This window comes from Catellatospora sp. NPDC049133 (genome assembly GCF_040648455.1).
GTDB lineage: Bacteria > Actinomycetota > Actinomycetes > Mycobacteriales > Micromonosporaceae > Catellatospora > Catellatospora aurea.
Window position 1 is genome coordinate 225,140 of sequence record NZ_JBEZDT010000004.1, and the last position, 25,016, is coordinate 250,155.

The following is a 25,016-nucleotide window of genomic DNA, read 5'->3' on the forward strand; positions in this document are numbered from 1 at the left end:
GGACGTGGAGGAGATGTTCGAGGCGCACCGGCGGGAGCTGACCGCCTACTGCTACCGGATGCTCGGCTCGGCGTTCGAGGCCGAGGACGCGGTGCAGGAGACCATGATCCGCGCCTGGAAGGGCTACGAGCAGTTCGAGAACCGCTCCTCCGTGCGCTCGTGGCTGTACCGCATCGCCACCAACGTGTGCCTGGACATGCTCGGCAGCGCGCAGCGCCGGGCCCGCCCGATGGACCTGGCCTCGGCCGGCGCGCCCGAGCGGGTCACCAGCGCGCCCGTGCCGCTGGCCGAGTCGGTGTGGGTCGGCCCCGCACCCGACGACCGGCTGCTGCCGGACACCGCCGACCCGGCCGACCTGACCGTGGCCCGCGAGTCGATCCGGCTCGCGTTCGTCGCCGCGCTGCAGCACCTGGCCCCCAAGCAGCGCGCGGTGCTGATCCTGCGCGAGGTGCTGGCGTGGAGCGCCGCGGAGACCGCCGAGCTGCTCGGCCTGACGGTCGCCTCGGTCAACAGCGCGCTGCAGCGGGCCCGCGCGAGCCTGAGCGCCGCCCACGCGAGCGACGCCGACGTGCTGGCCCCGACCGACGCCGAGCAGGCCGCCCTGCTCACCCGGTATGTGGAGGCGTTCGAGCGCTACGACCTCGACGCGCTCGCCACGCTGCTGCACGAGGACGCGACGCTGTCCATGCCGCCGCTGGACCTGTGGTTCCGCGGGGTCGACGACATCCGCACCTGGATGCTCGGCCTCGGCTGCGGCTGCCGGAGCTCCCGGCTGGTGCCCGTCGCCGCCAACGGCCTGCCCGCCTTCGGGCAGTACCGGCCGACCGAGGATCCGGACCGGCACGAGCCGTGGGCGCTCATCGTCCTGGAGATCTCAGCCGGACGGATCGCCGGGGTCAACAACTTCCTCGACACCGAGCGGCTGTTCCCGCTGTTCGGCCTGCCGCCCGTGCTCGTGCGCGGCAAGGAGGCCGAACTCGTCGGCTGAGCCGGGAAACGACGGCAGCACGCTGCGCAGGCCGGTCAGCTCCAGCAGCAGCCGCAGGTGCGGCCCGGCCCGCCACAGCCGCAGCGAGCCTCCGGCCCGCGCCGTGTGCAGGCGCAGCCGCGCGAGCACGTCCAGCCCGGCCAGGTCCGGCCGGGTCAGGGTGCCGACGTCGCAGAGCACCACGAGGTCGCTGCCCGGCGGCAGGTCGCGGCGGGCCTCGTCGACCCGGGCACAGAGCGCGGCCAGGTCCCCCGCGCCCAGCGAAGGGCCGATGACCAGCACCGTGTACGCCTGCCGCACGTGCTCGCGCACCGCTGCCTCCTCCGCGGCGCGCCCGCCCGCCGCCCGGTCGGATGTACGCCTCGTCAGATAGGACGGTCGAGGGCGGCCGAATTCATCGACGCCCCGAGGCGGATCGTGTTGTCGCAGCTCACGGTGCCGACAGAATTTTCTTCCCGGGGGCCGATGAGTTTCGCGGGGCTCGTTCGTCGGAGTGGGTGAGACGGCAGCCGAGCCAACGGGGCGCGGCGCCGGCACCGACCGGAGGTCATCATGAGGAAGATCGTCGCTGGGCTGTTCGTGTCGCTGGACGGCGTCGTCCAGGATCCCCACACCTGGCACTTCCCGTACTTCGACGACGCCATGGGCGCGGCCGTCGGCAAGTTGATGGAAGACTCGGACGTGATGCTGCTGGGCCGCACCACCTACGACGGCTTCGCCGAGTACTGGCCAAAGAGCGAGGACGAGTTCGCGGCCGTCATGAACGGCCGGCGCAAGGTCGTCGTGTCCAGCACCCTGCAGGACCCGACCTGGGAGAACACCTCCGTCGTCCGCGACCTGGACGAGCTGCGGGCGCTCAAGGCCGAGCCGGGCAAGGACCTCGGCATCACCGGCAGCGTGGTGCTGGTGCGCTCGCTGCTGCGGGCCGGCCTGCTCGACGAGCTGCACCTGCTGATCCACCCGATCGTGGTGGGCCACGGCCAGCGCCTGTTCGACGACGGCGAGACGATCCCGCTGACCCTGGTGTCGTCGGAGACGTTCAAGACCGGCGTGCTGAACCTGGTGTACGCCCCCGCCCCGGCCCCCGAGGCCTGATCCGGCTCCGCGCGGCCTGGGCGTGCTCGGTGCGCCCGGCCGCGCCGGCCCCCTTCTTGCGTGCCACGATACCTAGAACTACTATGCATCACGCTTCTAGGTGTCGGACGTGAGGGGAGCTGGCCGATGGCCGACGACGGTATCGCCGTCAGTGGGTTGACCAAGGTCTACAAGAACGTGCGCGCGGTCGACGACCTGTCGTTCACCGTCAGCCCGGGCCGGGTCACCGGGTTCCTGGGGCCGAACGGCGCGGGCAAGACGACCACGCTGCGCATGGTGCTGAACCTGGTTCGGCCCACGGCGGGCACCGCGACCATCGGGGGACGGCGCTACGCCGATCTCACCGACCCGATCCGCAAGGTCGGCGCGCTCCTGGAGGCCTCGGGTGCGCACCGCGGCCGCACCGGCCGCAACCACCTGCGCATGCTCTGCGACGCGGCCGGCATCCCGGTCGGCCGGGCCGACGACGTGCTGTCCACTGTCGGGCTGACACCGGCCGCCAACCGCAAGTTCAAGGGTTACTCGCTGGGCATGCGCCAGCGGCTGGGCATCGCCGCCGCGCTGCTGGGCGACCCGGACGTGCTCGTCCTGGACGAGCCCGCCAACGGCCTGGACCCCGAGGGCATCCGGTGGATGCGGGACCTGCTCAAGTCGCTCGCCGACGAGGGCCGCACCGTCCTGGTGTCCAGCCATCTGCTGTCGGAGATGGAGCTGCTCGCCGACGACGTCGTGATCATCGCAGCGGGCAGGCTGGTCCGGCAGGGCACGGTGGCCGAGATCCTCGCGTCGGCCGGGGCCGACCAGATGCTCGTCCGCACACCTCGCCCGGAGGCCCTGGTCGCCGAGCTGGGCGACGCGGTCACGGCCACGCCGGTCGAGGGCGGAGCGCTGCGCATCGTGGGCGCCGACGGGCCGACGATCGGTGCGGCGGCGCTGCGGGTCGGCGCGGAGATCCATGAGCTGACCGCCGAGCGGCGCGACCTGGAGAACGTGTTCCTGCAGCTGACGGCCGGAAAGGCGGATATCCGATGACCGCGACCCTCCAGACGCCCCCGGCCACGGCCCGCCCGGTGATCCCGCACGTCGGCATCCCGGGGCTCCGGCTCGTCCGCAGCGAGCTCCGCAAGATCACGACCACCAACGCGTGGTGGCTGTTCGGCCTCGCGTCGGTGTTCTTCACCGGGTTCGCGCTTTTCATCAACATGTCCGAGGCGGCCCAGCACCTCGAGCGGGCCCGGGACACCACCGCGGTGTTCAAGCCCGGCCGCGGCATGAGCGCGGCCGAGGCCGCCGCGGCCAGGGCGGAGTTCACGCAGCTGCACGACCTGCACCTGCAGGCGGTCAACGCGGCCGGCAACATCTTCACCAGCGGCCAGTTCTTCGGCCTGCTGCTGGTGATGCTGCTGGGCGCGCTCGTGATCACGAACGAGTTCCAGTACCAGACGGCGACGGCCACGTTCCTGACCACTCCGCGCCGCACGCAGGTGGTGTTCGGCAAACTGCTGGCGGCGCTCGGACTCGGGTTCGTCTTCTGGCTCGTGGCGCGGGTTCTGTCGCTCACCGCCGGGCTGATCTTCTTCGACGATCTCGGGCTGACCAACTCCCTGGGCGAGTGGCCCGTCCAGCGGGCGCTCCTCTTCAACCTGGTCGCCTACCTGCTGTGGGCGCTGCTCGGCTTCGGTCTCGGCACGCTCATCAACAGCCAGATCGGCGCGGTCGTCACCGCGATGATCATTTATCTCGGTGGATTCGTCGGCGGACTCGGCGTGTTCAATCTCATCCGGGCCTACCTCATCCAGAGCGACTGGGTGCTGACCTCGGCAGTCATGATGCCGTCGATCGCGTCACAGGTCATGGTCTCGCCGGAGAAGCTGTACCCGGAAGCCGCGTCGTGGTGGGTCGGCGTGCTGGTGCTGACCGGCTGGTCGCTGGTCGCCGGTGCGATCGGCATCATGATCAACCGCCGCCGCGACATCGCGTGACGCCGGGCGCGGCGGGCGCTGCCGCCCGCCGCGCCCGGCCCGCGTCAGTGCGCCGAGACGGGCGTGAACCTGGTGTGGCTCGGGTCCAGCAGGTGGATGCGGCTGGTGGCGATGTCGAAGTACATGCCGACCAGCTCCAGGCGGCCGTCGTGGACGCGCTCGGCGACCCCCGGGTAGGACATCAGGTTCTCCAGCTGCTGGACCACGTTCTGCTGGCAGAGCCGGGTCAGGTGGTCGCCGTCGCCGACCTGGCCCACCCGGTGCAGGCTGGGCTGGGCGTGCCGCAGCCAGCGCAGCAGGTGCGGCATCGGCGCGGGCAGGGTGCCCGGACGCAGCAGCGCGGCCAAGGCGCCGCAGCCCGAGTGCCCGCACACCGTGATGGTGCGCACCTGCAGCACGTTCAGCGCGAAATCCATCGCGGCCGGCACGCTGCCGTCGTGGTCGCCGTCGCCGTCCCGGGGCACCAGGTTGCCCACGTTGCGCACGGTGAACAGGTCTCCGGGACCGGTCGACGTGATCATGCTGGGCACGATGCGCGAGTCGGCGCAGGTGATGAACAGCTGGGTCGGCTGCTGGCCGGTGCGGGCCAGCTCGGCCAGCAGCGGGCCGACCTGGCGGGCCCCGTGCCGGTGGAACAGCCGCGCACCCCGGGTCAGGCGCTCCCGGGCGCCGTGCGGCACGGCGCGGTGCACGCGCGGCAGCAGCCAGGCGGTCGGGTGGATCTTCCGGGCCGGCGCGCGCTGGCCGGTGATCGCGTCGGCGTACCAGTTGTGGTGCAGTTCGTGCACCTCGACGGTGCCCCCGCCGCGCTCGTGGCCGGTGCGCCAGTCGTGCAGCGCGGTCACCGCGGCGTGGTCCATGAAGTCGGCGTTCAGCTCGACGCCGACGGCGACCCCCGCGGGCACCTGGGCCAGCGCCCGGCTCAGCCGCGGCACCGCCAGGAAGGTCAGCGAACCCTCGATCGCGACGTGCCAGCCGTGCTCGTCCCGATAGGCCCGCACGGTGGCGTGAGTGAGCCGCCAGACCGACAGCAGCAGCGCGCACGCCATGCCGACCAGCACCCCCTCGAACAGGCCCAGCACCACCACGGCCAGCAGGGTGAGCACGTACACCGGCATCTCCCGGTGCTGGTGCACCTGCTGGGCGTGGGTCAGGTTGACCATCTGCACACCCGTGTAGACCAGCAGCGCGGCCAGGGCGGGCAGCGGGATCAGCTCGATCACCGGCGCGGCCACCAGGACCAGCACCAGGATCCACACGCCGTGCAGCACCGTGGACAGCCGCGTGCGGCCGCCGGCCTTCACGTTCGTCGTCGAGCGCACGATCACCCCGGCCACCGGCAGGCCGCCGAGCGCCCCGGCCACGATGTTGGCCGCACCCTGCCCCGCCAGCTCGCGGTCCAGGTTGACCCGGGGTCCGTCGTGCATCCGGTCGACGGCGACCGCGCACAGCAAGGATTCGACGCTGGCCACCAGCGCCACCGCGCCGACCGCCGCGAGCAGCGTCGAGGGCGCGGCGTCGGGCCAGATCGGCCCGGCGTCGAAGGCGAGGATGTCGTCGGGGATGTCCACCCGCTGCAGGTCCCAGCCGGTCGCCGCCGCCACGGCGGTGCCGACGACCACCGCCGCCAGTGGCGCGGGCACGATCCCGGCCAGCGTCGGCACGGCCCGCCAGCCCCACAGCACGGCCAGGGTGAGCACGCCGACGAACACCGCCGGGGTGTGGTTGTGCAGCAGCTCCGAGGGCAGCGCGCGCAGGTTTGCCAGCGCCGAGGCCTGCGGGGCGTCGCCCAGCAGCACGTGCACCTGGGACAGGACGATCACGACGCCGACCCCGGCGAGCATGCCGTGCACGATGGCCGGCGAGACGGCCAGCGCAGCCCGCGCCACCCGGGACGCGCCGAGCAGCAGTTGCAGCACCCCCGCGGCAACCGTGATCGCGCACGCCCCGCGCCAGCCGAACGTGGCCACGGTCTGCGCCACGATCAGTGTCAGGCCGGCCGCCGGGCCGCTCACCTGCACCACGGAGCCGCCCAGGGCTCCCACCACGATCCCGCCGATCACGGCACTGATCAACCCGGCCAGTACGGGCGCCCCGGACGCCACCGCGATGCCCAGCGACAGGGGCAGTGCCACCAGCACCACCACCAGGGACGCCGGCACGTCCGTCCGCAACCGCTCACGCCATTGTGCGCTCATGTAGACGACCACCTCTCCTTACGCGTTATGCCCACCTCAACTGCGGCAAGCTGAGAAAACGCTGATGGAGAGATCGTCGATCAATCTGATGGAGCCTCCGGATCGTGCGGCCGGTAGAGACCGAGCAGCAGGCCGTGCCGTATGCCATCGTCTCCGGCGTCAGGAGTGTTCTCGGCGAGCGCTGTCAGGGTGGCGGTGAGGTCCCGCACCTGGTCGGCGGTGAGCCGCAGGTGGCGCAGCACGAGGAACGGGTCGGGGGCGGCCCCGGCGATCTCCGCGCCCAGCGCCTGGAACGCGACCTCCGTATTCTCGGCCGCCGCCGGGCCGGTGTAGTGCAGGGCGCGAGCCAGGCGGGCGTAGTACTGCTCGGTGCCGCCGCGCACGGTGCGGGTGCCGGCGGGCCGCACGAACCCGGCGTCCACCAGCACCTTCAGGTGGTGCGCCACGTTGCCCTTGTTGGTACGCAGCACCGCCGCGAGCCGGCTGACGGTGGCCGGACGCTCCAGGGCGAACAGCAGCCGGTGCCGCATCGGGTGGGCCAGTGCCTTGAAGTGCTCCGGCGAGGTCACCCGCATGACCGTCTCGCCCTCAGGCCCGGCCGGGCCGTCCTGGTCGGCGGACGCGGGTCCGCTCTGTCCGGTTCGGACCGGCGGCTTCCCAGAGCCCGCAGATCCGGTGTCGCGCGGTGTCATGAGGTAAGCGTCAAGAACTCTTGACGCTTTGTCAAGCGGCGTGTTTCCCTGGACGCCATGACGACCCCTCAGGTGACCGAACTCGTCGACCGGCTGCGGGCCCTGGTCGAGGAGCGCTACGTGTTCCCCGACGCCGCCGCCGAGATCTCCGCCCGGCTGGCCGCCCGGCGCGACGGCTACCCCACCGACCCGGCCGCGCTCGCCGAGGCGGTCACCGCCGACCTGCAGTCCGTCAACGGCGACAAGCACCTGCGGCTGCTGCACCACGCCGAGCCACTGCCGGAGCAGGTCCCGGGCGACGACGCGGCGGAGTACGCGGCGATGGCCCAGTGGGCCGAGCGCACCTGCGGCGGGATCGCGGGCGCGCGCCGCCTGCCGGGCGACGTCGGCCTGCTGGAGGTCACGCCCGTGCTGTTCCCGGCGGTGCTCGTCGGCGACGTGTACGCGGCGGCGTTCACGCTGCTCGCCCCGGTCCGGGCGCTGATCGTGGACCTGCGCGGCTGCCTGGGCGGCGAGCCGTCCGCGGTGAGCCTGTTCCTGAGCTACCTGTGGGACCACGAGCCGGTGCAGCTGACCGGCATGTACGAGCGAGCCACCGACCAGGTGCGGCAGTCGTGGACCCACGCGCACGTGCCCGGCCGCCGCTTCGGCCGCGACCGGCCCCTGTACGTGCTGACCTCGGGGTCCACCTTCTCCGGCGGGGAGGCGCTCGCCTACGACGTGCAGCAGACCGGCCGCGGCACCGTCGTCGGCGAGCGCACGCGCGGCGGCGCGCACCCGCGCGAGGCCTTCCGCCTGCACCCGCACCTGGAGGCGACGATCTCGGTGGCCCGCGCGGTCAACCCGGTCTCCGGGACCAACTGGGAGAGCGTCGGCGTGGCCCCGGACCTCGCGACAAGCGCCGAGCAGGCCCTGCCGACGGCATACCGGGCCGCCCTGGAGCAGGTCTGCGCCGGGAACGGCCCGTCCGCCGCCGAAGCCCGCACCGCACTCGACGCCGGCGCCCCGCTGTAAGGAAGGGCACCTTCACATCGCTATGTGTTGTGGAAGGTGCCCTTCCTTTCACAGCAGGCGTTCCAGGTAGGACTCCATCACCGGGAGCGGGGCGGCGTGCGGGCCCTCCCATTCCATGTCCAGGAAGGCCAGCAGGTCAGCGGCCGGGTCGTGCTCGTCGAGCAGCGGAAGCAGGGCGTCGGCGGTTTCCTGGCCGTACGTGATGAGCAGGTTGACGCGCAGGTAGCCGAAGTCGTAGCCGGGCGCGCCCCGGGACGCGTTCGTCCAGTCCACGATGCCGGTGAGCCGCCCGTCCTGCCACAGCGTGTTACCCGGGTGGTAGTCGCGGTGGATCAGGGTGGACCGCTCGGGAGGCGCGACGGCCGCCCCGGCGGCGATCGCCCGCTCCCACAGCTGCGGCCGGGCGCTGGACCGCGGCGGCCGGGCGTCGGCGAGCACGACGTACGGCTCGAACGGGGCGACGCCCGTGCCGTCGGCGGCATGCACGCTGTGTGCGGCAACGACGAGCTGGCGCAGCATGCCCGTCGTCGGTGGCGGTCCGGCGTCGGCGCGGTGGGTGGCGCTGGGCAGCATCGTGCCCGGCAGCCAGGTCATCAGCAGCGCCGGGAAGTCGGTGTGCGCACCCGTGTGGTCCACCGCGACGACCTCGGGCACGGGCAGGCCGGTGCCCGCGAGAGTGGCCAGCGCGGCGACCTCGTTCGCGGGCGTGAACCACGGGTCCTCGACCTGCCAGCCGGGCCGGCACCAGCGGCGTAACGCGTAGCGCCGCCCGTCGGCCGTGTCGACGGCACTGACGGCATGGGCGATGCCGCCTTGCAGCGGGGTCACTGCGGTGATCGGCGCGCCGAGAACCTGCCTGAGCCACTGCCGGGTTTCGGGCGTCGGCGTGGGATACGCGTTCACGCTCCTACGATCGCAGCACGGGCAAGCCGGGCCGCGATCGATACGGGCCGCGGTCGCTTTCGTCCTGTTCGTCATGCGTGGGGGCACGCCTCACCGCCGTACCCGATTCTCAAGATCTGTTTTTGTGGACGCCAGGTGCCCCTATAGGGGCCTCCAGCGTCCACAAAAACAGATCTTGGAAAGCCCCACCGGGCAGACTCCGCGGAATGATCATCCGCGGGCCTGTAGGTCGTGTGCAGATCGCCTACTGTGAGCCTCTATCGATCCCAGGGAGCGCCCGTGACCGACCTCCGCCCGGCCTCTGACACGCGCATGTCCGGGCCCGCCCGGTTCGTGCTGGCACTGTGCGTGCTCATGCTCGCCGGGGCGGTGTGGCTGATCACGATGCCCGGCGAGGACACCGACGAAAAGCCGGTCCCGCAGGACCAGGCCGCCGCCGAATGCCTGGCCATCGCGGAGGACTCCTATCCCCGCGGCGCGCTGATTCAGCGCCTCGCGGTCCAGGCCGGCGACGACTGGCTGCGGATGTACGTCGCCGAGGACCCACGCTCAGTCCGGATCTGCGAAGGCAACCGGTACGGCTACTACCAGGCCTTCGGCTCCGTCTTCGAGGAGCCGACCAAACAAGGGGTGGACTTCTTCGGCGGCTGGGACGCGGTGGCCAAGCCGAAGGTACTGATGGGGGCGCTGCCCGCCGGGGCGACCGCGATCGAGGCCCGGCTGGTCTCCGGTGAGGTGCTGCGCGGCACGCACGACGGTGTCTACTTCGCCATCTGGTCACCGAACGCCACCGTCGAAGGCGCGACGGTGATCGCGACCGGCGCGGACGGCAAGGTGATCGCCACCGCGCCCGCGCCGGTCGGCTGAGCTACAACCGGAACTCCAGGTCGGCGGGCACGACCGCGACCTCCAGCTGCGCCTTCTGCAGCCGTCCGGAGTAGTCCCAGTTCAGGGCCTGCCAGCGGGTGAACTGGTCGAGCACCCACATGCCGGACTGCCTGCTGCCGTTACCGGAGCGGCCGTTGCCGCCGAACGGCAGGTGCGCCTCCGCTCCCGAGGTCGAGTTGTTCACGCTGACCATGCCCGCCCCGATGCCGCGCCGGAACGCGAACGCCTTCTTCGGATCGGTGGTGTAGATCGCGCTGGACAGCCCGTACCCTGGGGCGTTGGCCAGCTCGATCGCCTCGTCGAGGGAGCCGTAGGCGGTGACGCCGACCAGCGGGCCGAACGTCTCGTTGTCGAAGATCGCGTCCCCGGGACGGACCCCGTCGACGATCACCGGGTGGTAGAACAGGCCGGTCGCGGGGTCGCCGACGAACCCCGCCCGGGGGTTGTCCGCCGTGATCCGGCCGGTCGCGCCGAGCACCCGCTGCCCGCCGGAGATCCAACCCAGATATTTCTCGTACGCCGTCGCGAAGCGCTCGTCCAGCATCGGCCCGTAGAGGACGTCCCCGGTCGGGTCGCCGATCGCGGCGGCCGCCGTCGCCGCGGCGAAGCGGCGCAGGAACTCCCCGTGCACCGACTCGTGCACGATCGCGGTGCCCAGCGACGTGCAGCGCTGCCCGGCGGTGCCGAACCCGGCGAACAGCGCTCCCTCCACCGCCAGGTCGAGGTCGGCGTCCTCGGTGACCACCATCGGGTTCTTGCCGCCCAGTTCCAGGCACGGGCTCTGCAGGTGGCGGCCGCACAGCTCGCCGATCGCGCGGCCGACCTCGGTGGAGCCGGTGAAGCCGACCTTCTGCACCAGGCCCTCGTCCAGGGCCTGGGACAGGCCGGTGTAGGTCTCCGGGCCGTCGGCGTGCACCAGGTTGAGCACCCCGGCCGGCAGCCCGGCCCGCACGAACAGCTGGTAGAGGGCGTCGGCGGCGGCCGCGGCGTACACGGCGGGCTTCCACACCACGGTGTTGCCGCACAGCAGCGCGGGCACGAGATACCAGGACGGCACGGCGACCGGGAAGTTGCCCGCCGTGATGATCATCGCGGTGCCCACCGGCTCGCGGAAGGTGAACAGCTGCTTGTCCGGCATCTCCGACGGCACCGTCTGGCCGTACAGGCGGCGGCCTTCGCCGAGGAAGAAGCGGCAGGTGTCGACGATCTCCTGCACCTCGCCGCGCGCCTCGGCCAGCGGCTTGCCGATCTCGCGGGTGACCAGCCGGGCCAGCGCCTCGGCGTTGGCCTCGACCAGCGCGCCGATGTTCGCGACGACCTGCCCGCGGACCGGCGCGGGCACGTCGGCCCAGGCCCGCTGCGCGGCGTGTGCCGACCGGGCCGCCGCGGTGACGGTAGCCGGGTCGGCGAGCACGACCTGGGCCACGACGTCGTCCAGGTCGGCGGGGTTGCGGCTGTCGAGCATCCGGGCGGCGGCGGTGACCGGCGCGCCGTCGATCGTCGAACGAAGCATGCCAGCATCATGCCCCCGCGTGCGGGCTCCGCCAAGGTCCGGCTCGGCGCGGTGGTTTCGTGTGAGAATGTGCCGATGCAGCGAGTAACAGGTATCGGCGGTGTCTTCCTCCGCGCCCGCGATGCCGAAGTGCTGCGTGCCTGGTACGCCACCCACCTCGGCATCGATGTGAGCGAATGGGGAGGGCACACCTTCCGCTGGCACGCGGGCGGCACGACGGCCTGGACGGTCCTGGAGAAGGACACCGACTACATGGGCGACCCCGACCAGCCGTACATGATGAACTTCCGGGTGGACGATCTGGACGCCATGCTCGCCCAACTGCGGGCCGCCGGCGCCCGGGTCGCCGAGGAGGTCGAGGACGGGGAGTTCGGGCGGTTCGGCTGGGCGTACGACGCCGAGGACAACCGCTTCGAGCTGTGGCAGCCGCCGCGCGGCCGGTGAAGGCGTTCCTCACCGGCGACCGGGTCTGGCCGACGGGCTGGACCCGGCTGCACGTGTACCTGCTCCCGGACCTGCGGCAGGATCAGGGCCTGGCCGGACTCGTCCGCGGTTGCCGGGCGGCCATGGCCCCGTTCGGCTTCCTCTCCCCCGTGCCCGACCCGTGGCTGCACGTCACCGTCCAGCCCGTGATGGGCATCCCCGCCGCCGAGATCGGACCCGGCGAGCGCGACAAGCTCACCGCCCGGCTCACCGAGGCGCTGTCCGACGTGCCCGCGTTCACCCTCACCGCCGGGTCCGCGCTGGCCAGCGTCACCGTCGTGCTCGCCGATCTGGACGGTGACCTGCCCGGCGAGCCGCTGCACACCGTTCACGCCCGCACCCGTACGGCGATCTCCGACGTGCTCGGCAGCGAAGCCGTCGCCTACCAGGCCATGCCGGGCCATCTCACGCTCGCCTACGCCACCGGGTCCGGCGACTCCGGCCGGGTGCAGGCCGCCCTGCGCCAGGTGCGGCCCGGCCACGCCGCGATGACCGTACGCGAGGTGCACCTGCTCGACGTCGCGCAGGACACCCGGGCGGCCGGATACCGGTGGACGCCGGTGGCCCGCATCCCGCTCGCCCGCCCCTGACCGGACGCGATACCGGACCCGGAACGCAGGTCACCTGTCGTGCGGCCGCCACTGAGGTGGGATCCGCCGCGACAGCATGCCCCGGCGCGTGCCATCATCGCGACATGCTCGAGCAGTGGCGCACCATCGCGGACCTGGACGCGGCACGGCAACGCTTCGAGGCGGCCATCCCCGGCTGGCGGCCTCCGGCCGCGTTCGGCGTGGCCCGGCTCGTGGCCGGACGGCCCGTGTTCGCCCGCGTCGCGGTCGGCGACGGCTTCCTGCCCGCGGCGGTGCTGGCGACGGTCTGCGGCCACACGGGCGGCTCGGCGTCGTACCCGCTCACCCCGGCCGACCTCGACCGCGTGATCGCCCTGCTGACACCGGCCGTCGCCTGCACCGACCTGCCGCACCCCAACCTGCACGCCTGGCGGGCCCTCCGCCAGCAGCTCACCCTCGGCGAGCACGCCCTCGCCGCGTTCGCCGGCGACCTGTCCACCCCGTCCCCCGACCCCCACGTCACCGCGCTGCTCGAACAGGCCGCCGTCCCCCGCTGACCGGCGCGACACAAGATCGCCCGACTTGCCTGGCACCGGGGCGTATCTTGAACTCGCTTTCGCACACGTGCCTGGCAAGTCCGACGATCAAGGACGCTGGCCGCGTCAGGCGGGGCCGGCCATGCGGCGGGTGAGTTCGGCGGCGCGGTGCAGCTGGACCTTGCGGGCCTGGCCGGTCACGAAACCGCGCATCGGCGCGGCCATGGAGATCTCCATGCGGTCGTCGACGATGGAGCCGTCCCCGTCCGGGGTGAGCCGGACCCTCCACAGCAGCGTCACTCCGCCTGGGCTGGCGACGATCTGACGCAGCACCCTGCCTGGTTCGAGCACTCGCATCCGTACCCGGATCAGGTTGTCCCAGTGCATCACCCGCAGAAAGCGGAAGCGTTCGACGGCGACGTAGTCGGTCACCGGCTCGCCTTCCTCGTCGGTGCCGTGGCGCACGTCGCGGACCTCGACGACCAGCGGCGACAGTCCGATGTAGTGCTGCGGCTCGGTCAGGTGGGCGAACACCGTCTCCGGCGGAGAGTCGACACGCCACGAGTGCTTGATGAGGGCGAGAGCCATCGCGACAGCGTAGTGGGCGGTCCCCTGGCCGTGTGGCACCGGCGTCAGCTCGCCGACGGCGGGCGGAACCCCCGGCGGGACGGCCCCGTCGGAGTCGCCATGAAGCTGCGTGCTCTCCTCTTCCTCGTCCTGGCCACGGCCGGCCTCGTCGTGGTGATCTCCCCGGCTCAGCCGGCCTGGGCCTGCTCCTGCGCCTACGCCCCCGGCCCCGAGCAGGACGCGCACGCCCAGCGCATCGTGCTCGGCACCGTCGCGCAGGTGACGAACGAGTCGATCCGGCTCGTGGTCGACTCCGTCGAGAAGGGCGATGTCGCGATCGGGGAGACGCTCGGGCTGCGGGTGAGCCGCAGCGAGGCCAGCTGCGGGTACCAGTTCGAGGCCGGCCTCCGGTACCGGGTGAACGTGTACAACGGAGCCACCGGGTTGTGCAACGGCGTCGTGCCCGCTCCGCCTGCGGTGTCCGCGCCCTCGGCGGCCGAGCCCGTCGCGGTCTCGTCGCCGGTGGTGGTGGCCGAGCCCGCTCCTGACCGGACATCGCGTTCGTGGTGGCCGGTCGCCGGGGCGCTGCTCGTCCTGGCGGCCGCCCTCGGGATCGTGCTGCGCCGGCGGCGTAGACACTCAGGGCCAGCATCATGGCGACCGGCACCAGGTACAGCACCTCGCCGGTGAACCGGGCCAGGCCGGGTCTGTCCTGGCCGAGGTAGGTCAGGCCGGCGTACAGGGCCAGCCGGCCGAGGCAGCCGAACGCGAAGGCGACCAGCACCCGATCGCCGCTCAGCGGCACCCGGTTTCGGTTCACCATCCCGCGCCCCCGTGATGACCCGTCGGCATGGGTGGCAGCCTTGCTCAACCATCTTGTCAAGAATGGTCAGTAGGCGTCCGGTTCAACCGGAATCCGGCGCGTCAGCAGGCGTCGACGATGACCTCGTCGCGCAGGCGCCGGTAGACGGCGGGATCGACGGTTCCGGCGACCGGGGAGAGCACCGCGGCGGCCGACAGGGCCACGGCGTCGCGCAGGCGCTCGGGCCAGGGCTGCCCGGCGAGCAGGCCGCGGGCGAGGGCGGCCACGCAGGCGTCGCCCGCGCCGGTCGGGTTGCCGGTGAGCGGCTCGGCCAGGCGGGCGCGCCATACGCCCGCGGCGCTGACCGCGACCAGGCCACCGCCGCCCAGCGACGCGACGACGTCTCCCGCACCCAGCTCACGCAGTGCGGCGACGGCCGCACGCGCCGCGTCCGGACCGTCGACGCGGATGCCGGTGAGCGCGTGCAGTTCGGACACGTTCGGTTTGACGAGGTCGGGCTGGACCCGCAGCCCTTGGCGCAGCGGGTCGCCGTCGGCGTCGAGGATCGTGGCGGCTCCGGCCGCGTGGGCCAGGGCCAGCAGTTCCGCGTACGCCGTCGCGGGCACGCCCGGTGGCAGCGAGCCGGACAGCACGACGACCTTGACCCCGCCGAGCAGCGAGGCGAAGTGCGCGGTGAACGCCGACCACTCGGCGGCGGACACGATCGGGCCGGGCTCCCAGAAGCCGGTGGCGTCGGCGCGGTCGGCGACGACGACGGTGCGCCGGGCGTCGCCGGTCACCGGCAGGAAGGCTTCGGCGACGTCGTCGGCGACGAGCAGCTCACGCAGCCGCTGCCCGGTGGGTCCCCCGGCCAGGCCGGTGGCCAGCACCGGCGTGCCGAGTCCGTGCAGCACCCGGGCCACGTTGACGCCCTTGCCGCCGGCGCGCTCGGCCACCGTCGCGACCCGGTGCGTCGCGTACGGGGTCAGCGCGTCGACCTGATAGGTCACGTCGAGCGCGGCGTTGGGCGTCACGGTCAGGATCACTGAGTCACCTTAACCGGCGTTACGGAGACCATTTCGAGGCTGGTCAATACGTTGCGGCCCGGAGCGTCCGGAATGTCCTGAAGGTGTGGCACGGCGACCGTGGTGCAACCGGCTCCTTCGGCGGCAGCCAGCCCTGCCAGGCTGTCCTCGATCGCGACACAGCGCGCCGGGTCCACCCCGAGCAGCGCCGCCGCGCTCGCGTACGGCAGCGGGTCCGGTTTGTGCCGCGGCACGTCGTCGGCGGTTACCGTGTGCGCGAACGCCGCCCGGCCCAGCACGTCGAGGATGATCTCGGTGTCCGCTCGGCCCGACGACGTGACCAGCGCACAGGGCATACCGGCCGCGATCAGGTCGTCGAGCAGGCGGCGCGCACCCGGGCGCAGCCGCACGCCGACCTCGGCGATCTTGCGCTTGACCGCCTGGTCGATCCGCCGGTCCAGGTCGGCGGCCGTGTACCGCCCGCCGGTGGCCGCGCCGACCACCGCCACGATGCCCGCCACCGTGCCGCCGATGACCTGCGCCTGGTCGAGCGGGTCCGCGCCCAGCTCGGCGGCGACGCCGAGCACCGCCTCGATCCACAGCGACTCGGTGTCGACCAGGGTGCCGTCCATGTCCAGCAGGACCGCGTCGAACCCGCCGAGGTCGAATCGCATCATCACTCCATCACGAAGGTGCTCAGCACCGCCCAGTGGTCCGAGGTCCATTCATTGTCGGCATGGTGCGGCATCGTGCGCGGTTCGCCCACGCCCACGGTGTCGGACGCCACGGGCCGCAGGGGTCCCGCGTAGTGCACGAAGTCGATGCGGTCCTGCGGTTCGAGCACTCCCTCCTGCTGCTCGTGCCAGTGGTTCAGCGGCGACCAGGTGTGGCCGGGCTTGGCCGCGGCGTCCGGGTGCACGACCCGGTAGGAGTCGCGCAGGCCGGCCCGCTCCACCGCCACGCTGACCTGCCACGGCAGGTTCGGCCAGTCCAGGTGCGACGGCACGTTGAAGTCGCCGGTGAGCAGCACCGGCAGGCCGCGCTCGGCCAGGGCGGGGCGCATCGCGTCGATGAGGTCGGCGATCTGGCGCGGGCGGCCCGCCTCCTCCTCCCGGGCCAGCACCTGCGGCACGGTCATGCCGGACAGGTGGAAGTCGTAGGGCCCGTACGGCTCGTAGTTCAGGTGCGCGCTCCAGACCACCAGTTCACGGCCGGTGGGCAACTGGATCCGCGCCCCGACGCCGCGCAGCGACTCGTCGCCGTAGCGCGTGGTGATCGGGTGCGGCGAGATGATGCCGCAACTGCCGCCCTGATGGTGGTGCCAGCCGAGCTCCTCGGCCAGCTCCTGGGCCGCGACGCCGAGCGTCTCCTGCAGGCCGACCACGTCGGGCGCCTGCTCGCGCAGGAAGGCGAGCTGCTTGGGCCGGGAGTCGTCGACGAAGCGGCCGGCCAGCCACAGGTTCCACGACATGACCTTCAGGTAACCGTTGCCTACGCTCATCACTGGTCGACACTCCTGCTCGCATACGGCTTTGCCCACGGGCCCGGGTCGGCCTCGCAGCGCAGCAGCGTATCCGTTTCCACTCCCGCAGGGAACACCGTGCCCGGCCCTCCCGGCCGGCGGGTCACACCGTTTCGTCGCCCGAGATGCCCAGTTCGCGGCCGTACGCCTCGTCGAGTTCAGCCCAGCCGTGGTTCTTGGCCTCGCCGCCGCGGATCGGCGGCACCGGGTCCCCGTCGAGCAGCCGCCCGGCGACCACCAGGCACAGGTGCCAGCCGGCCGCGACCTTGGGCAGCCAGGCGCGGTCGGCCATGGTGTGGCGCAGCACCAGCCGGGTGCCGCTGGCGGTCGGGGTCAGCTCCCAGCGCAGCAGATCCTCACCCCAGGTGTAGACGAGCAGGTGCGGCGGCTCGGCGCGCTGCACGGTGGCGGGCAGGTCCTCGGCGTGCTCGCCGTCGATCATCGTCAGCATGGCCGCGCCGGTGCTGCCGAGATCGCGGTCGGCCAGGTACGGCGCCCACTGGGCGAGCTGCCCGGGTTCGGTGAGCGCGGCCCACACCTTCGCGGGCGGGTGCGGCAAGTCGCGCTGCAGCACCAAGGTCCAGCGCCCGCCCGACGGGTGGGCCTCGACCGGCCAGATCGGGCCGGGATCGATGGCGTTCATGTGTCACTCCTGGTCGTCGAGGTGCCGTTCCAGCGCGTCGAGGTGGCGGTCCCACAGCCGGCGGTACTGCGCCAGCCAGTGCTCCAGCTGCGCGAACGGCTCCGGTTCGATGCGGTATATGCGCTGCTGGGCGGCGATGCGGCTGGACACGAAGCCCGCCTCGCGCAGCACCCGCAGGTGCTTGGAGACGGCGGGCTGGCTCAAACCGAGCCGGTCCACCAGTTCGCCGACGCTGTGTTCGGAGCCGCGCAGGTGCTCCAGGATGCGCAGCCGGTTCGCCTCACCCAGCACCGCGAACGCGCCCACCACCGTCACGCACTCAACATGCCCGTTGGGTTATATGCCTGTCAAGTCGTACACAAATTCGTCCCAGGTTTTTGGCGAAATCGGGAAGGAGTCTTAACAGTTCGGGGTTCTTGATCGACATGACAGTCGTGCCACCGGGTACGGGTCGCATGTGGACCCGTGAATTCAGCCTCTACTTCATCGCCCGCGCCGTCGCCCTGTTCGGCGACGGCATGCTGCCCGTCGCCGTCGCGCTGGCGGTGCGCTCGGCCGGGCACGGCGCCTCCGGCGTCGGGCTGGTGCTCGCCTCGTGGATGGTCCCGGCGATCGCCCTCATCCTGTTCGGTGGGGTGTTCGCCGACCGCTTCGGCGCCCGCCGCCTGATGATCGGCGCGGACGTGGTGCGCATGGTCACCCAGTCCGTCGTCGCCGTCGCCCTGATCGGCGGGGACGCCCCGCTCTGGCTGCTGATCACGATGTCGGCGCTGGCCGGTGCGGCCACCGCCATGTTCCAGCCCGGCGTCGCGGGCATGGTGCCGCGCGTGGCCGCCGACGTGCAACGGGCCAACGGAGCGCTGCGGGTGGCCGACGCCGGGGCGCAGCTGCTCGGCCCCGCGCTGTCGGCGACGCTCGTCGTGCTCACCGGGCCCGGCACCGTGTACGCCATCAACGCCGCCACCTTCGCCGTCAGCGCCCTGTGCCTGCTCGCGCTGCGGCTGCCCCCGGTCGTACGCACCCCGCGGGCCGACGTCACGATGCGCCGCGAGCTGCGCGAAGGCTGGCACGAGTTCCGCACCCGCAGCTGGATGTGGAGCGTGATCCTGATCTGGGTGGTGTTCGGCGTGACGCTGTTCGGGCCGAACATCCCGCTCAGCTCCGGAGTGATCACCGAGTACCTGGGCGAGAACGCGTACGGCTGGGCCATGTCGGCGATGGGCGGCGGCACCGTGCTCGGCGGCCTGCTCGCGATGCGGGTGCGCCCGGCCCGGCCGCTGGCCGCGGGCGGCCTGGCCATGTTCGGCTTCGCGCTGATACCGCTGTCGGTGTCCGTGCACGCGCCGCTCGGGCTGCTGCTCGCGGCGCACGCGGTGGGCGGCGCGGCCTGGGCGTTCTGGTCGGTCATGTGGGCCACCAGCGTGCAGACCCAGGTGCCCGGCAACGTGCTCAGCCGGGTGTCGGCCTACGAGATCGCCGGCTCGACCGCCGGCATCCCGATCGGCCAGGTGCTCGCCGCACCCGCGGCCGTGCTCATCGGCGCCGACCAGGTGCTCGGGGTGTCCGCCCTGGTCGGAGTACTGGGCTGCGTCGTGCTGCTGGCCGTGCGCCCGGTACGCGAGCTGCGCCGCGCCACCGCCTGACCCTCGCGCCCGTGGCCCCGGTCGGCGGGGCCACGGGCGCGAGGGTCAGGCGCCCTCACCCGTCCTGGTCGACCTTCGACTCGTCCTGCACCCACGTCACCAGGTCGCCGAAGTCCCGCTCGACGTCGGCGACGGTGTCGCCCTCGATCAGCACGGTGCCCAGTCCCGCGCCGGAAGAGGTGCGCGGATCGACCACCCGGTCGCCCGGATGGAGCCAGACGTGGGCCTCGCGCACCCCGGGCCGGGCGGCGATCTGCTCACGGTCAGGCGCCGACACCAGCCGACCGGCGGGCAGCGGCAGCCAGCCGTGGGCGTAGCTGCCCGCCCGGCCGGGCCGCCGCCGACCGGCGGGCCGGCGCAGCACGGCCCGTGCCCACTCGTCGTGCAGGTCGACGCCGAACTTCAGCTCCGCCATCACGTCGGCCTTGCCGCCGCAGATCCGGCCGCCGCACTCGCTGAAGATGAAGCCCTGCTCGTCGAGGAACGCCTCCAGGTGGAAGACACCGTCGGTGTGCCCGAGCGCGCGCATCGCCGCCTCGGCCAGCTCCCCGCCCTGCCGGTACAGCTCCGGGTGCTCGTCGCGGTCCTGCGCCACGTACAGCATGTACGCGCCGTCGGTCATCCGGATCAGGTTGCTCTGGTAGCGCGAGATGCCGAGGTGCCGCAGCCGCCCGTCGCGCACCACGCCGTCGATGGCGTGTTCGTGGCCGGGCATGAACCGTTCCAGCAGCCACGGTCCCCGCTTGCGGGCCTCCAGCAGCCGCTCGCGGGCGAGGTCGGCGGCCGCGGGGCCGCCCAGCACGACGGTGTCGCGGGCGCCCGCGCCCGCCAGCGGCTTGAGCACGCTGGGATATGCGGGCACCCGCAGGTCGCGGATGTCGTCGACCGGCCAGGTGTCGGCGACGCGCAAACCCGCCTGCCGGATGCGCAGCTTCTGCAGTTGTTTGTCCCGCAGGTTCATGGCCGTGGCCAGGGGCATCCAGGACCGGTCGCCGCCGATCGCGGCCGCGGTCACCATGGTGAACTCCTGCTGGCTGCACACCACGTCGAAGTCCCCGGGCCGCAGGCCCTGGCGGGCCAGGCCGGCCAGGACCGACTCGGCGCCGGCCGGGTCGGCGACCCGCACCGTCCGGTGCGGCCGCTGCCCGGGTGCCGCGCTGTCGTCGTCGCCGGGGCGCAGGGCACAGGTGACCTCGGCGCCGAGCCGGCGCAGTGCGGCGATGGCCTTCGGACGCCAGCCGACCAGCAGTACGGAGGTCACGCCGCCACCCCGCATTCACATCCACCGACTGCCAGGGCGTTCCCGACGATCACGGACCTGTCCATCGAAAGAGCCTCCTCCACTGCTGCCGACAATGCAGCGCAACGTATTCGGCCACTTATTAAGGCCTTATTAAGAGGCGATTAGTGAACGATTTTGCGCAGGTCAGCGGGCCGGCAATGACACAGGGGCGCATCCCGCATCGACTCCCGCCATGTGCTAACAGGTTGTTCACATGTGCTCAGGCAGAATCCGCGCAGCGATACGACGCGCAGGAGGTGCCACGTGGCAGCCCGGATCCTGGTCGCCGACGACGACCCGAAGCTCGTACAGGTGCTCCGCATGTACCTGGAGCACGAAGGACACAGCGTGCTGGCGGTCGCCGACGGCCGTGCCGCGCTCGACCAGTGCCGGGCCCGCAAGCCGGACCTGGTCGTGCTCGACGTGATGATGCCCGAGGTCGACGGGCTGGACGTGTGCCACATCCTGCGCCGCGAATCCGCCGTGCCGATCATCCTGCTCACCGCCCGCAGCACCGAGAACGACATCCTGCTCGGGCTCGACCTCGGCGCCGACGACTACATCACCAAGCCCTACAGCCCCCGCCAGCTGGTCGCCCGGGTACGCGCGCTGCTGCGCCGCTCCGCCGGGGCCCCGACCGGCGCCCGGGGGCCTGTCGTCGTCGGCGACCTCGTCGTGGACGCCGACAGCTTCGAGGTGCGCGTCGGCGGGCGCGCGGTGGCGCTGACCGCCAAGGAGTTCGGCATCCTGGAGGTGCTCGCGGCCGAGCCAGGGCGCGCCTTCACCCGGGCGCAGATCATCGACCGCGCCTTCGGCTTCGACCAGGACGTCCTGGAACGCACCGTCGACGTGCACGTCGTCAACCTGCGCCGCAAGATCGAACAGGATCCGGGCGAACCCCGCTACGTGCAGACCGTCTACGGGCGCGGCTACCGCATGCCGCAGCCGGGCGCATGACGTTCCGGATCAGGGTGTTCGCCCTGGTGGCCGTCGTCGTGCTGGTCGCCACCGGAGCCAGCACCTACCTCACGTTCACCCTCGCCGAGAACGCGGTGACCGCCTCGGCGCAGGCCCAGCAGCAGGTCATGCGGGAGATCGCCGAGGAGGTCACGCAGTACGGCCGCAACCACGGCACCTGGGAAGGCGTCGCCGAGGTGGCGGCCGGCATCGCCCGCAGGACCGGGCGGCGCATCCGGCTCGACACCCAGGACGGGGCCGTCGGCATCGTCGACACCGCCGTGCTCGAAGGCCGGCCGGTGACCCCGATGACGAAGCTGACCTTCCCGATCGACGCCCGTACCCAGCTAGACCTGCCTGCGGCCTCGGGCAAGGAGCGGGAGATCACGCTGTTGGCGATCGAGCAGTACCGGCAGGAGATCCGGTTCGCCGCCTGTCTGTCCCGCGCGGGCGTGCAGGCGCAGGCCGTCACGACCCAGTACGGGCTCCCGCTCATCACGCACAACACCGCCCCGCCCGACACGGTCGCCGAGTGCCGGATCGGAACCGCGAGCCAACCGCGCTCGATCACCCGAGACACCGAGGAGGTCGGCCGCTGCTTCGACGCGACCGGTGAGCCGGCCCCGCCCGGCAAACGCGCCGCCGCCACCCCGACCCGGGAACCCGATCCGGCCCAGCACCTGCGGACCTGCCTGCGCGAGGTCTTCCTGTCCCGCATCTCCATCGTCGGGCCGGAGCCGCTGCGGCTGGCCGTCAGTTCCGAGGACGGCATCGACACCACGCCGATCATCCTGGCCTTCAGCGTGGTCGCCGTACCCATCGTGCTCGGCTCCCTGCTGCTGAGCCGCCACGTGCTGCGCCCCATCCAGCGCCTGACGGTCGCCACCCGCCGCTTCGGCGAAGGCTCCCTGGACCAGCGCGTCAGCGTCGACGGCGGCGACGAGCTGGCGCAGCTCGCCGCCACGTTCAACGGGATGGCCGATTCGGTGCAGCGCGCCGAGGAGCAGCAGCGGCGGATGATCGCCGACATCGCCCACGAGCTGCGCACCCCGCTGGCCAACGTGCGCGCCTACCTGGAGGCGCTGGAGGACGGACTGGTCAGCGCCGACGCGACGCTGTTCGGCTCGCTGCACGAGGAGACGATGCTGCAGCAGCGGATCATCGACGACCTGCAGACCCTGGCCCTGGCCGAGGCAGGGGCGCTGGAGTACCACCGGTCCGCGGTCGACATCGGCGAACTGCTGGACAGCTGCCGGGCGGCCCACCAGGCGGCCGCCGCGGCCGTCGCCGTCGAGCTCGCGGTGATCGCGGAGCCCGCCCTGCTCGTGCACGCCGACGCGGGCCGGCTCCGGCAGGCGGTCGGCAACCTGGTCACCAACGCGGTCCGGCACTCCCCGGCGGGCACGACGGTCACCCTGAGCGCGCTGCGGCACGGGCACACCGTGCAGGTGCGGGTCACCGACCGCGGTTGCGGCATCCCGGCCGAGGACCAGCCGCGTGTCTTCCACCGTTTCTGGCGCGCCGACCGGGCACGGACGAGGGCGACCGGCGGCAGCGGCCTGGGGCTGACCATCGCCCGGCAGATCACCGTCGACCACGGCGGCTCGATCGGCCTGGTCAGCGAGCCCGGCCAGGGCACCACCTTCACCATCTCCCTGCCGGCCACCCCCTCCCCCGACCGCCCGAACGAAGGAAGGGCACCTTCATAACGGACGTCCGTGTAGAAGGTGCCCTTCCTTCGTTCGCAGGGAGGCGGCGCACCGGCGGGGGTGGTGCGAGGGCTGCTGGTCAGCGGTGTTCGGCGGGGCCGAAGGCGGACAGGAAGCGGTCGCGGAAGGTGTCCATCCGCCACACGGGCGCGGACGGGTCCGGCCTGAGCCCGTCCCGCCATCCCCAGGCCGAGGTCCGGTCCATGACGGCCCGGTCGCGGGCGAGGATGGTGATCGGCACGTCGCGGTTGGTGTCCTGCCCGATGACCTCGGGGCCGGGCTGGTGGTCGCCGAGGAAGACCAGCACGAGATCGTCACCGCCGTAGGTCTCGACGTAGGAGAACAGCGCGCGCAGCGAGTAGCCGATCGCGTCCCGGTAGGCCGTACGCGCTCCGGCGTCGGGGGCCTGGGCCGCGGCTGTGAAGGCGGTGCCGTCGCCGACGTCGTTCCAGCTCGTCAGCTCGGGGAGGGGTTTCCACGGTGAGTGGCTGGAGATGAGCGGGATGGCCGCCATGACCGGCGCGCCCGTGCGTTCGCGCTGCTGGAAGACGGACAGCGTGTACTGGTCCGGGACGACCGAGTAGCCGAAGGCCCGGCCCCGGTAGCCGAGGTCGGGGCGGGTGTACAGCCGGTCGTAGCCGTACAGCGCCGCGCCTTCGGGCCAGGGTTCGGTGGTGGCGGGCATGAGGGAGGTCGTACGCCAGCCGGCCCGCCCGAACGCGCCGGGCAGGGTGAACCGGTCGCTGTCCAGGAACGCCTGGTAACGCTGCTGATTGTTGATCCACAGCCCGGACAGCAGGGTCGACTGGGCCAGCCAGCTCCCGCCGCTGGTGGTGGGCGAGGTGAGCCAGGCGCTGCGCGTGGTGTACCCGGACGCGCGCAGCCTGCCCGCCGCGTCGTCGAGCAGCGCGGCCGTCGGCCCGGCCAGATCGGGCTGGTCCAGGGCGACCCGGCCGTAGCTCTCGACGAACGCGATCACGACGTCCTTGCCACGCAGCGCGGGCAGCAGGTCCTCACCGGGCAGGTAGCGGAACGCGTCCGTGGCGATCAGTCCGGCGAACGTCTGCGCGTCCTGCACCCCGGCCTGGGCCTGGCGCACGCGTTCGTAGAGTTCCCGGGAGGCGACCGGCACGCCGGGCACGATCTGCACTCCCGCGGCCCCGGCGACCAGCCCCGCGACGGCGAGCACGCTCACCGTGGCGGCCGCGGCGCGGCGCCGCCGGGCCGCGACCGCGGCCAGGCGCCCGAACGACACCGCCATGACGGCGAGCACGACGACGGCGATCAGCACGGCGGCCGCCACGGCCGCGTTCGCGGTGGCGTCGCCCGCCGACTGCCGCAGGTAGTCCGCCGCCGCGGCGAGGAACGGCCAGTCCGCCATCGGGTCGAAGGGGCGGTCGAGGAAGTACGAGAAACCGAGGCCGACCAGCTTCAGGATGCCCAGCAGGCCGAGCACCGCCCCGACGAGCAGCGCGACGGCGCGCCTGGCCCTGGCCGGCGTCACGATCACGAGGAGCACGCCGAGCAGGCCGTCCACCGGGATGCGCAGGAACGCCGCGGGGTCGGTGAGCCGGTCGGCCTCGCCCGGCGCGACGAGCAGGAGCAGCACGGCCACACCGGCGACGGCGGTCGTCACCCGGGCGACGGCACCGCGTGCTCGGCTTCGAACCGCGCTGCCTGCGGCGCGGTCGCCGTCGTCCGCCGTGCCGCCGCCGGGGGTGCCCGCGGACCGCGTGGTCTGCGGCCAGAGGTGTCTGATGCGCAACTCGAGTCCTCGGATCTCGGCGGGTTCCGGCATCGCGGCGACACGGCCGGGGTGCGCCGGCGTCGTGGCGTGTCGGAGTACCGATCACCGTAGTCACTGCGGGCCGGGTATGTCAGCGCCCGCTGCTGCCGCGCATCCCGGCCACGCCGATCACCGTGTCCACGGATCCACAACAGTCAATCAGGCGAGTTGACAGCAACCGGCCGGACTGGTTGCATCTGCTGATTGTTTGGTCAGCCG

The 25,016-nt window shown here is 72.5% G+C and carries 26 protein-coding genes; 13 read left to right on the forward strand and 13 right to left on the reverse strand.

Features of this window, described 5'->3' with window-relative positions; translation table 11 throughout:
- The first annotated feature begins 13 nt into the window (after positions 1-13).
- Positions 14-988: a sigma-70 family RNA polymerase sigma factor gene (locus tag AB0B35_RS06215; protein WP_361041581.1), complete on the forward strand. Its 975-nt coding sequence runs from the start codon at positions 14-16 to the stop codon at positions 986-988.
- Here AB0B35_RS06215 and AB0B35_RS06220 read toward each other — a convergent pair.
- The gene (locus AB0B35_RS06220) at positions 875-1,300 is read right to left on the reverse strand and encodes an STAS domain-containing protein (RefSeq protein WP_361041349.1); all 426 of its coding nucleotides are present in this window, start codon (positions 1,298-1,300) and stop codon (positions 875-877) included. The genes AB0B35_RS06215 and AB0B35_RS06220 overlap by 114 nt on opposite strands.
- Positions 1,301-1,540: 240 nt before the next feature.
- On the opposite strand from AB0B35_RS06220, the gene AB0B35_RS06225 reads away from it, so the two are divergent.
- From AB0B35_RS06225 to AB0B35_RS06235, 3 genes are all read left to right on the forward strand, one after another.
- Complete coding sequence (locus tag AB0B35_RS06225; protein WP_361041351.1) at positions 1,541-2,083, forward strand: dihydrofolate reductase family protein; 543 nt, start codon at positions 1,541-1,543, stop codon at positions 2,081-2,083.
- 126 nt (positions 2,084-2,209) lie between these two features.
- The gene (locus AB0B35_RS06230) at positions 2,210-3,115 is read left to right on the forward strand and encodes an ATP-binding cassette domain-containing protein (protein ID WP_361041354.1); all 906 of its coding nucleotides are present in this window, start codon (positions 2,210-2,212) and stop codon (positions 3,113-3,115) included.
- The gene (locus AB0B35_RS06235) at positions 3,112-4,065 is read left to right on the forward strand and encodes an ABC transporter permease subunit (protein ID WP_361041357.1); all 954 of its coding nucleotides are present in this window, start codon (positions 3,112-3,114) and stop codon (positions 4,063-4,065) included. Before AB0B35_RS06230 ends, AB0B35_RS06235 begins: the two co-directional genes overlap by 4 nt.
- A gap of 44 nt (positions 4,066-4,109) precedes the next feature.
- Here the strand turns inward: AB0B35_RS06235 and AB0B35_RS06240 are convergent, their stop codons facing one another.
- Both AB0B35_RS06240 and AB0B35_RS06245 read right to left on the reverse strand, forming a co-directional pair.
- Positions 4,110-6,263 (reverse strand): SulP family inorganic anion transporter, encoded by a 2,154-nt coding sequence (locus AB0B35_RS06240; RefSeq protein ID WP_361041359.1) that lies wholly within the window; start codon positions 6,261-6,263, stop codon positions 4,110-4,112.
- Positions 6,264-6,343: 80 nt separating this feature from the next.
- The gene (locus tag AB0B35_RS06245) at positions 6,344-6,838 is read right to left on the reverse strand and encodes a helix-turn-helix domain-containing protein (protein ID WP_361041362.1); all 495 of its coding nucleotides are present in this window, start codon (positions 6,836-6,838) and stop codon (positions 6,344-6,346) included.
- A gap of 174 nt (positions 6,839-7,012) precedes the next feature.
- Between AB0B35_RS06245 and AB0B35_RS06250 the strand changes: the two genes are divergently transcribed.
- Complete coding sequence (locus AB0B35_RS06250; protein ID WP_361041364.1) at positions 7,013-7,969, forward strand: S41 family peptidase; 957 nt, start codon at positions 7,013-7,015, stop codon at positions 7,967-7,969.
- A gap of 48 nt (positions 7,970-8,017) precedes the next feature.
- On the opposite strand, the gene AB0B35_RS06255 is transcribed toward AB0B35_RS06250, so the two are convergent.
- Positions 8,018-8,872 carry a phosphotransferase gene (locus tag AB0B35_RS06255; RefSeq protein ID WP_361041367.1) on the reverse strand — a complete coding sequence of 285 codons (855 nt, stop codon included), beginning with the start codon at positions 8,870-8,872 and terminating at the stop codon, positions 8,018-8,020.
- Positions 8,873-9,151: 279 nt separating this feature from the next.
- On the opposite strand from AB0B35_RS06255, the gene AB0B35_RS06260 reads away from it, so the two are divergent.
- A complete protein-coding gene (locus tag AB0B35_RS06260; protein ID WP_361041371.1) occupies positions 9,152-9,739 on the forward strand; it encodes a hypothetical protein in 588 nt (195 codons plus the stop codon).
- A 1-nt stretch (position 9,740) separates the two neighbouring features.
- Here AB0B35_RS06260 and AB0B35_RS06265 read toward each other — a convergent pair whose 3' ends face one another.
- The gene (locus AB0B35_RS06265; protein WP_361041373.1) at positions 9,741-11,273 is read right to left on the reverse strand and encodes an aldehyde dehydrogenase family protein; all 1,533 of its coding nucleotides are present in this window, start codon (positions 11,271-11,273) and stop codon (positions 9,741-9,743) included.
- A gap of 75 nt (positions 11,274-11,348) precedes the next feature.
- Here AB0B35_RS06265 and AB0B35_RS06270 point away from each other — a divergent pair, with 75 nt between their 5' ends.
- The 3 genes from AB0B35_RS06270 to AB0B35_RS06280 all read left to right on the forward strand — a co-directional run bounded on the left by AB0B35_RS06270 (position 11,349) and on the right by AB0B35_RS06280 (position 12,882).
- Positions 11,349-11,717: a VOC family protein gene (locus AB0B35_RS06270; RefSeq protein ID WP_360538239.1), complete on the forward strand. Its 369-nt coding sequence runs from the start codon at positions 11,349-11,351 to the stop codon at positions 11,715-11,717.
- Positions 11,693-12,346, forward strand: coding sequence for a 2'-5' RNA ligase family protein (locus tag AB0B35_RS06275; protein WP_361041376.1), 654 nt, complete (start codon positions 11,693-11,695; stop codon positions 12,344-12,346). Before AB0B35_RS06270 ends, AB0B35_RS06275 begins: the two co-directional genes overlap by 25 nt.
- A 104-nt stretch (positions 12,347-12,450) precedes the next feature.
- Positions 12,451-12,882: a hypothetical protein gene (locus AB0B35_RS06280; protein ID WP_361041379.1), complete on the forward strand. Its 432-nt coding sequence runs from the start codon at positions 12,451-12,453 to the stop codon at positions 12,880-12,882.
- A gap of 105 nt (positions 12,883-12,987) precedes the next feature.
- On the opposite strand, the gene AB0B35_RS06285 is transcribed toward AB0B35_RS06280, so the two are convergent.
- A complete protein-coding gene (locus tag AB0B35_RS06285; protein WP_361041380.1) occupies positions 12,988-13,449 on the reverse strand; it encodes an SRPBCC family protein in 462 nt (153 codons plus the stop codon).
- Positions 13,450-13,548: 99 nt separating this feature from the next.
- On the opposite strand from AB0B35_RS06285, the gene AB0B35_RS06290 reads away from it, so the two are divergent.
- Positions 13,549-14,118, forward strand: coding sequence for an LPXTG cell wall anchor domain-containing protein (locus AB0B35_RS06290; protein WP_361041383.1), 570 nt, complete (start codon positions 13,549-13,551; stop codon positions 14,116-14,118).
- Positions 14,119-14,352: 234 nt separating this feature from the next.
- On the opposite strand, the gene AB0B35_RS06295 is transcribed toward AB0B35_RS06290, so the two are convergent.
- From AB0B35_RS06295 to AB0B35_RS06315, 5 genes are all read right to left on the reverse strand, one after another.
- Entirely contained in the window at positions 14,353-15,276 is a 924-nt protein-coding gene (locus AB0B35_RS06295) for a hexose kinase (protein ID WP_361041386.1), read from the reverse strand.
- Complete coding sequence (locus AB0B35_RS06300) at positions 15,273-15,929, reverse strand: HAD family phosphatase (RefSeq protein ID WP_361041388.1); 657 nt, start codon at positions 15,927-15,929, stop codon at positions 15,273-15,275. The genes AB0B35_RS06295 and AB0B35_RS06300 overlap by 4 nt, the downstream gene beginning before the upstream one ends.
- A gap of 2 nt (positions 15,930-15,931) precedes the next feature.
- Positions 15,932-16,756, reverse strand: a complete 825-nt coding sequence (locus tag AB0B35_RS06305; protein ID WP_361041391.1) for an endonuclease/exonuclease/phosphatase family protein — start codon at positions 16,754-16,756, stop codon at positions 15,932-15,934.
- 124 nt (positions 16,757-16,880) lie between these two features.
- Positions 16,881-17,420: an SRPBCC family protein gene (locus AB0B35_RS06310; RefSeq protein WP_361041394.1), complete on the reverse strand. Its 540-nt coding sequence runs from the start codon at positions 17,418-17,420 to the stop codon at positions 16,881-16,883.
- 3 nt (positions 17,421-17,423) lie between these two features.
- Positions 17,424-17,735, reverse strand: coding sequence for a metalloregulator ArsR/SmtB family transcription factor (locus tag AB0B35_RS06315; RefSeq protein ID WP_361041397.1), 312 nt, complete (start codon positions 17,733-17,735; stop codon positions 17,424-17,426).
- A gap of 140 nt (positions 17,736-17,875) precedes the next feature.
- Here AB0B35_RS06315 and AB0B35_RS06320 point away from each other — a divergent pair, with 140 nt between their 5' ends.
- Complete coding sequence (locus AB0B35_RS06320; RefSeq protein ID WP_361041400.1) at positions 17,876-19,063, forward strand: MFS transporter; 1,188 nt, start codon at positions 17,876-17,878, stop codon at positions 19,061-19,063.
- A gap of 55 nt (positions 19,064-19,118) precedes the next feature.
- On the opposite strand, the gene AB0B35_RS06325 is transcribed toward AB0B35_RS06320, so the two are convergent.
- Positions 19,119-20,324 (reverse strand): hypothetical protein, encoded by a 1,206-nt coding sequence (locus tag AB0B35_RS06325; protein ID WP_361041402.1) that lies wholly within the window; start codon positions 20,322-20,324, stop codon positions 19,119-19,121.
- 285 nt (positions 20,325-20,609) lie between these two features.
- Between AB0B35_RS06325 and AB0B35_RS06330 the strand changes: the two genes are divergently transcribed.
- Together AB0B35_RS06330 and AB0B35_RS06335 are read left to right on the forward strand one after the other, a co-directional pair.
- Positions 20,610-21,302 (forward strand): response regulator transcription factor, encoded by a 693-nt coding sequence (locus tag AB0B35_RS06330; protein WP_361041405.1) that lies wholly within the window; start codon positions 20,610-20,612, stop codon positions 21,300-21,302.
- The gene (locus tag AB0B35_RS06335) at positions 21,299-23,011 is read left to right on the forward strand and encodes a HAMP domain-containing sensor histidine kinase (protein WP_361041408.1); all 1,713 of its coding nucleotides are present in this window, start codon (positions 21,299-21,301) and stop codon (positions 23,009-23,011) included. The genes AB0B35_RS06330 and AB0B35_RS06335 overlap by 4 nt, the downstream gene beginning before the upstream one ends.
- Positions 23,012-23,090: 79 nt before the next feature.
- Here the strand turns inward: AB0B35_RS06335 and AB0B35_RS06340 are convergent, their stop codons facing one another.
- Positions 23,091-24,776 (reverse strand): sulfatase, encoded by a 1,686-nt coding sequence (locus tag AB0B35_RS06340; RefSeq protein WP_361041411.1) that lies wholly within the window; start codon positions 24,774-24,776, stop codon positions 23,091-23,093.
- Between the last annotated feature and the right edge of the window lie 240 nt (positions 24,777-25,016).